7 protein-coding genes and 1 pseudogene are annotated in these 5,444 nt (G+C 63.7%); 5 read left to right on the plus strand and 3 right to left on the minus strand.

Features of this window, described 5'->3' with window-relative positions:
- The 3 genes from AADA04_RS07400 to aat form a co-directional block, all read left to right on the plus strand.
- Positions 1-261, plus strand: a 261-nt coding sequence (locus AADA04_RS07400) for a biotin/lipoyl-containing protein (RefSeq protein ID WP_340692616.1), incomplete at its 5' end; no start/stop codon positions are given.
- 1 nt (position 262) lies between these two features.
- The gene (accC, locus tag AADA04_RS07405; RefSeq protein ID WP_340692617.1) at positions 263-1,633 is read left to right on the plus strand and encodes an acetyl-CoA carboxylase biotin carboxylase subunit; all 1,371 of its coding nucleotides are present in this window, start codon (positions 263-265) and stop codon (positions 1,631-1,633) included.
- 73 nt (positions 1,634-1,706) lie between these two features.
- Entirely contained in the window at positions 1,707-2,423 is a 717-nt protein-coding gene (gene aat, locus AADA04_RS07410) for a leucyl/phenylalanyl-tRNA--protein transferase (RefSeq protein WP_340692618.1), read from the plus strand.
- A gap of 35 nt (positions 2,424-2,458) precedes the next feature.
- Here the strand turns inward: aat and AADA04_RS07415 are convergent.
- The 3 genes and pseudogenes from AADA04_RS07415 to AADA04_RS07425 form a co-directional block, all read right to left on the minus strand.
- A pseudogene (locus AADA04_RS07415) lies at positions 2,459-2,812 on the minus strand (DUF2155 domain-containing protein); the annotation flags it as partial.
- Positions 2,809-3,549 carry an outer membrane lipid asymmetry maintenance protein MlaD gene (gene mlaD / locus AADA04_RS07420; protein ID WP_340692619.1) on the minus strand — a complete coding sequence of 247 codons (741 nt, stop codon included), beginning with the start codon at positions 3,547-3,549 and terminating at the stop codon, positions 2,809-2,811. The pseudogene AADA04_RS07415 and the gene mlaD, both read right to left, overlap by 4 nt.
- The gene (locus AADA04_RS07425) at positions 3,542-3,934 is read right to left on the minus strand and encodes an NADH:ubiquinone oxidoreductase subunit NDUFA12 (RefSeq protein WP_340692620.1); all 393 of its coding nucleotides are present in this window, start codon (positions 3,932-3,934) and stop codon (positions 3,542-3,544) included. Before AADA04_RS07425 ends, mlaD begins: the two co-directional genes overlap by 8 nt.
- Before the next feature lie 189 nt (positions 3,935-4,123).
- On the opposite strand from AADA04_RS07425, the gene AADA04_RS07430 reads away from it, so the two are divergent.
- Positions 4,124-5,011, plus strand: a complete 888-nt coding sequence (locus tag AADA04_RS07430; protein WP_340692621.1) for an FG-GAP-like repeat-containing protein — start codon at positions 4,124-4,126, stop codon at positions 5,009-5,011.
- A 105-nt stretch (positions 5,012-5,116) separates the two neighbouring features.
- Positions 5,117-5,444: hypothetical protein (locus tag AADA04_RS07435; protein WP_340692622.1), on the plus strand; the 328-nt coding region annotated here is incomplete at its 3' end.

A 5,444-nucleotide genomic window follows, 5' to 3' on the forward strand; every position in this document is an offset into this window, starting at 1 on the left:
GGCGCCCCCGCAGCGCCTGCCGTGTCGGACAATGCGATCAAGTCGCCGATGGTCGGCACCGTCTACCTGTCCCCTGAACCCGGTGCGAAACAGTTCTTCAATATCGGTGACAAGGTCAAAAAGGGCGACACGCTGATGCTTGTCGAAGCCATGAAAACCTTCAATCCGGTCGAAGCCGACCGCGCCGGCACCCTGACGGCGCTTTACGTCACCGACTCGCAGCCGGTGGAATTTGGCGAACCGCTGGCCCTGATTGAATAGCATGGCCGAGCAACGCACGATCAAGAAGGTCCTGATCGCCAATCGCGGCGAGATTGCCCTGCGAATTCACCGCGCCTGCAAGGAAATGGGCCTGATGACGGTGGTGGTTCACTCCACCGCCGACCGGGATGCCATGGCCGTGCGCCTTGCCGACGAAAGTGTCTGCATCGGCCCGCCGCCTTCCTCCGAAAGCTATCTCAAGAAATCCCAGATCCTCGCGGCTGCCGAAATCACTGGCGCCGACGCGATCCACCCCGGCTATGGCTTCCTGTCGGAAAATGCCCAGTTCGCCGAAATGGTCGAAGCTCACGGCCTCGCCTTCATCGGCCCGACGGCCGAGCATATCCGCATCATGGGCGACAAGATTGCCGCCAAGGTGGCGATGATCGAAGCCGGTGTGCCGTGTGTGCCCGGGTCCGAGGGCGCGCTGACCTCCATTGCCGAAGCCAAGAAGGCTGCCAAGAAGATCGGCTTCCCGGTCCTCGTGAAGGCCTCTGCTGGTGGCGGTGGTCGCGGCATGAAGCTGGCACGCACCGAGGCCGACCTCGAAAATGCGGTGAAAACGGCCAAGACCGAGGCCAAGGCCGCGTTCGGAGACGACGCCGTTTATCTGGAGAAGTATCTCGAGGGTCCGCGCCATATCGAAGTCCAGATCATTGCCGACACGCATGGCAACGTGGCGCATCTCTGGGAGCGTGACTGCTCGCTCCAGCGCCGCAACCAGAAAGTCTTCGAGGAGGCCCCGTCTCCGGCCCTCAACCAGGCCCAGCGCGAGGAAATCGGCGGCATCTGCGCCCGTGCCATGGAAAAGCTCGGCTATCGCGGCGCCGGCACGATCGAGTTCCTCTATGAGGACGGCAAGTTCTACTTCATCGAAATGAACACCCGCCTGCAGGTCGAACATCCGGTCACCGAGATGATCACCGGCATCGATCTCGTGCGCGAGCAGATCCGCATTGCCGAAGGCAAGGAGCTCTCCTTCCGCCAGGAAGACGTCATGCTCGTCGGCCACGCCATCGAGTGCCGAATCAATGCCGAACACCCGGAAACCTTCGTGCCTTCACCCGGCCTGATCACGGATTTCCATGCCCCGGGCGGCCCGGACGTGCGTCTCGACAGCGCCGCCTATGCCGGTTACCGCATCCCGCCGCATTACGATTCGCTGATCGGCAAGCTCATCGTGCACGGTCGCACACGCCGCGAGTGCATCATGCGCCTGCGGCGCGCGCTGGCCGAAATGGTTGTTGGCGGCGTCTTCACGACGCTCGACCTGCATCGCCGCCTCGTCGAGAACGAAGACGTGCTGGCCGGGAACTACAATATCCACTGGCTCGAAAAATTCCTCGCCGAAAACAAGATCACGGTCGAATAGACCCCAGGCCGTCTCAACAGCTGGCGCAGTCTGCCCCATGGACAGGCGCGCCAGCGAGATTCATATTCAAATCATGTCATCGCGCTTCGGAACCCTGGATCTGCTCGCCTGCTATCGCCGGGGCGTTTTCCCGATGGCGGATTCGCGCGATGATCCGAACCTGTTCCTCGTCGATCCCGACATGCGCGGCATCCTCCCGCTCGATGCCTTTCACATTCCGCGGCGCCTGAAGCGAACCGTGATCCAGGAGCCCTACCGCGTCACTGCCGACACCGCGTTCACGCGCGTCATGGAATTTTGTGCCGAAGAAGGTGCCGGGCGCGAAAGCACCTGGATCAATTCCGCGATCCTCAATCTTTACAGCGCGCTGCACCGCGAGGGGCACGCCCATTCCATCGAATGCTGGGACGGCGACCAACTCGTCGGCGGGCTGTACGGCGTCGCGATTGGCGGAGCTTTTTTCGGCGAGAGCATGTTTTCGCGCGCCACCGATGCGTCAAAGATCGCGCTGGTTCATCTCGCTGCCCGCCTGATCGCAGGTGGCTACACGCTGCTCGACGCGCAATTCCATAACCCGCATCTCGAACAGTTCGGATTGATCGAAATTCCACGTGCGGATTTCAAGGCGCGCCTGCGCGACGCGCTGACGGTCACGGCGGATTTCTATTCCGGGGTCGGTTCGGTATCCGGCGGGACATCGTCCAGTAGCGGCTCGTCGGCCGGCGCGACAACGGGCGCTGGCAGCTTCACCGGGGCTGGCGCAGTACAGCGGATCACCCAGATGTCATAGACCGGATGCTCCAGCGCGCTGAGGCCGGGCGACGATGCATACATCCAGCCGGAGAAAAGTTCCGGGTTCTCTTCACTGACCGTTTCCACCACATCAGCGGACACGGCAGCGTCCATCGTCTCGACGGCAACAGGTTGCGTCGAATGGATTTTCAGGAACGCCGCGCTTTCCGGTGCCTCTTCAGGCGGGGTCTGGTAGCAGGCCTTCAGCTCCACTCTCAGCGAACCGAACACAACCGGTTCACCGACCTTCACGTCAATGTCCGTGGAACGACCGGTGATCTTGTCCAGGGCCCGCAACGTCGCCGTGTTCTTCTGGTCGAAGGTCGCGGCATGCGCAGCACCAATCAGGGCGAGACCGACGGCGGTTGCGGCAAGGAATCGGATCATTGTCCGTCATCTCCAGCAGGATAGGGTTCGTCAGCAGGCACCACAGCCGGCTCGGATGGCGTTGCGGCCTCAGGAGCGGCTGACGGTGCTGGCTCAGGCGCGGGCGCGGGAACAGGCTCCGGTTCAGGTGCCTTCACAGGCTCAGGTTTTTTCTTCGGCTCAGGCTTTGGTGCCGGCCGGGGCACGGGCGCAGGCGCAGGCTTTGGATCTGGCCGGGCCACGGGTGCAGGCGGAAGCTCAGGCTCCGCGGCCGGTTCGGCCATAGGTACTGGCGCATCTCCGCCACCGCCACCACCGCCGGCGAACGAAGCAAACAGGGTCAGCAGGTCAACGCTGCCGCGGGTGTACTGGATTTCGCCGCTACCATCCTGCGGGATCGTGTCGAAGCCGCCACCCGGTTCGAGGCCGATATAGCTGCCCCCGAGCAGGCCATCCGTCGAAATCCGGGCATCGGTATCATCCGGAAGCTCCCATTTCTTGTCGAGCGACAGGGTCAGCACCGCTTCGAATCGCGTCGGATCGCCTTCGATCGATTTGACGACGCCGGCTTTTACGCCAGCGATCCGAACGTCCGATCCACGCGAGATCCCGGACACATTGTTGAACCGGGCCAGCACATTGTATTGGTCGCCCTTGGTTTCGGCATCGCCGCCAACGGCGAGCGAGAACCAGAGGAACACTGCGGCAACGGCCACAACCAGCGCGCCGACAAGGGTTTCGAAGAACGACTCACGCATCCGGTGTCCAGGCCTCGTAATCGCCGTCGGACTTCTGGCGCCGGGCGCCTTCCGACAGGCTGCCTTTGGGCTTCACCGCGTACGGCGTGCCGGTCATGTTCGGCGTATGGTCCGTTTCCCAATCGCGCCGCTCCAGCGGCATGTGGGTCGGGGGCTCGTTCACCGTGTGGTGCAGCCAGCCATGCCAGTCGGCCGGCACTTTCGACGGTTCCGCCAGGCCCTTGTACATCACGTACCGGCGGTGGCGCCCTTCGAGCGATGCCTTGCGGTCCTCGAAATAGCGATTGCCGTATTCGTCGGTACCGACATAGCCGCTGCGCCGCTTGATATCGAATGAGGCGCCCACGGTTATACCGCTCCACCAGGTGAAAATCTGCTTCAGCATGTTCTGCCTGTCCTGACGTGACTTGATGGCCGCAATATGGCGTCAGTCGGCCTGTTAATCCAGACCGCCCCGGCAGGCAATGCGCCGCATCCGCCCGATGCTCCAGCCGATGCGCCAATACAGCTGACTCAGCAGCCAATCTGGCCTAGCATCGGCGGGCTGGACACCATGGTGAAAGAGGCAGGTCGCATGAACGTGAAGGGCAAACTCACCGTCATTGCCGCCCTCGTTGCCGCCCTCGGCGCTTCGAGCCAGGCGCAGACCCGCCCCGAATCGCACGACAGGGCGCCAAAATTTCGCGTTTCACCCTATTTTGTCTTCGACGACGCACGCATAAATACCGTGCGCGCTGACGGCGCCATCGTCCAAAACGGCGCGCCCGCCCCCATCTCACTCAACAATGGCACCGGCCAGTTCGCCCTGGCAGGCGGTCCGGAGGGCGAAGCGATCAACGCGGTCCTTGCCGACGCGAATGGCGACGGCGCACCCGACTTGGCGATTGCCCGGCGAACGGGTGTCAGCCTCCTCCTCCCCGGTGACGGACGGGGCGGCTTTGGCCTTGCGACGCCGCTGACGGGCACCGAATCCGGCGCCACCGGGATCGCTGCAGCAGACGTGGACGCCGATGGCGACACGGATTTCGCCCTTACCCGCGGGGACGGACAGGACTGCCTCATCCTGCTCAATGACGGCCAGGGCCAGTTCATACCACGCCCCGTAGACGGCAGCGCCGGAAGCTATGCCCAAATCCTGCTCGAAGACGTCACGGGCGACGCCCGGATCGATCTCGCGCTCTATGCCTTCGACGGCGACAGTCCGTTGTTCACAGGCGACGGCACCGGGCAGTTCAGGCGCACCGGCAGTCTCGACTCCCCGGATCAGGCGGTGGACGTCATCGGCCGGGCCGATTCGTTCGCGGGCCCAACCCTGCCGAATCCCGGCCAGTACGACCTCCCCTTCCGCATTCTGGTCACGCCTGTTCTCGACGGCAGGACAGAATTCACCCCGGGTATCGCACTCAACGATTCGAACGGTGACGGCCTGCCGGACCTGATCTTCGGGAATCCAGGCGAATAGGCGCCAGATCCGGTCGGCCATCCCCACAATAATCCACCTCCGGCAGTTGAAGCCGCGCGCCGCACCCGTCACGCTCTGCGTGAGTGATTCGCGAAGGAGCCGCTTATGCCTGACCAAAGCCGGGACCAAATCCTGATCGCCGCCGAATCCGATGGCCTCATATCGCCCGAGACGGCATTCGGCACACTCTGCCGTGCTGCCGGGCTTACACCCGCCGGCATGACGCCCATGGCCCTCGACGGGCTCGCCGCGTCGGCCTCCGCCGCCAGCCTGCAAAGCGTGTCACAGCTCGCGCTCGCCGAAATGCTCGAACGCCTCGGCCCTGCCCCACGCAATGCCGAACTGGCCGAGGCTCTCGCCTCCGGCCTGCCGCAGGACCTGCTCGAAGAGGCCCTGCGCCTGCCCGGTGGCATCCTGCGCACGGCAGATGCCC

Origin of the sequence: Hyphomonas sp. (genome assembly GCF_037969335.1) — a bacterium.
Taxonomy (GTDB): Bacteria; Pseudomonadota; Alphaproteobacteria; order Caulobacterales; family Hyphomonadaceae; genus Hyphomonas.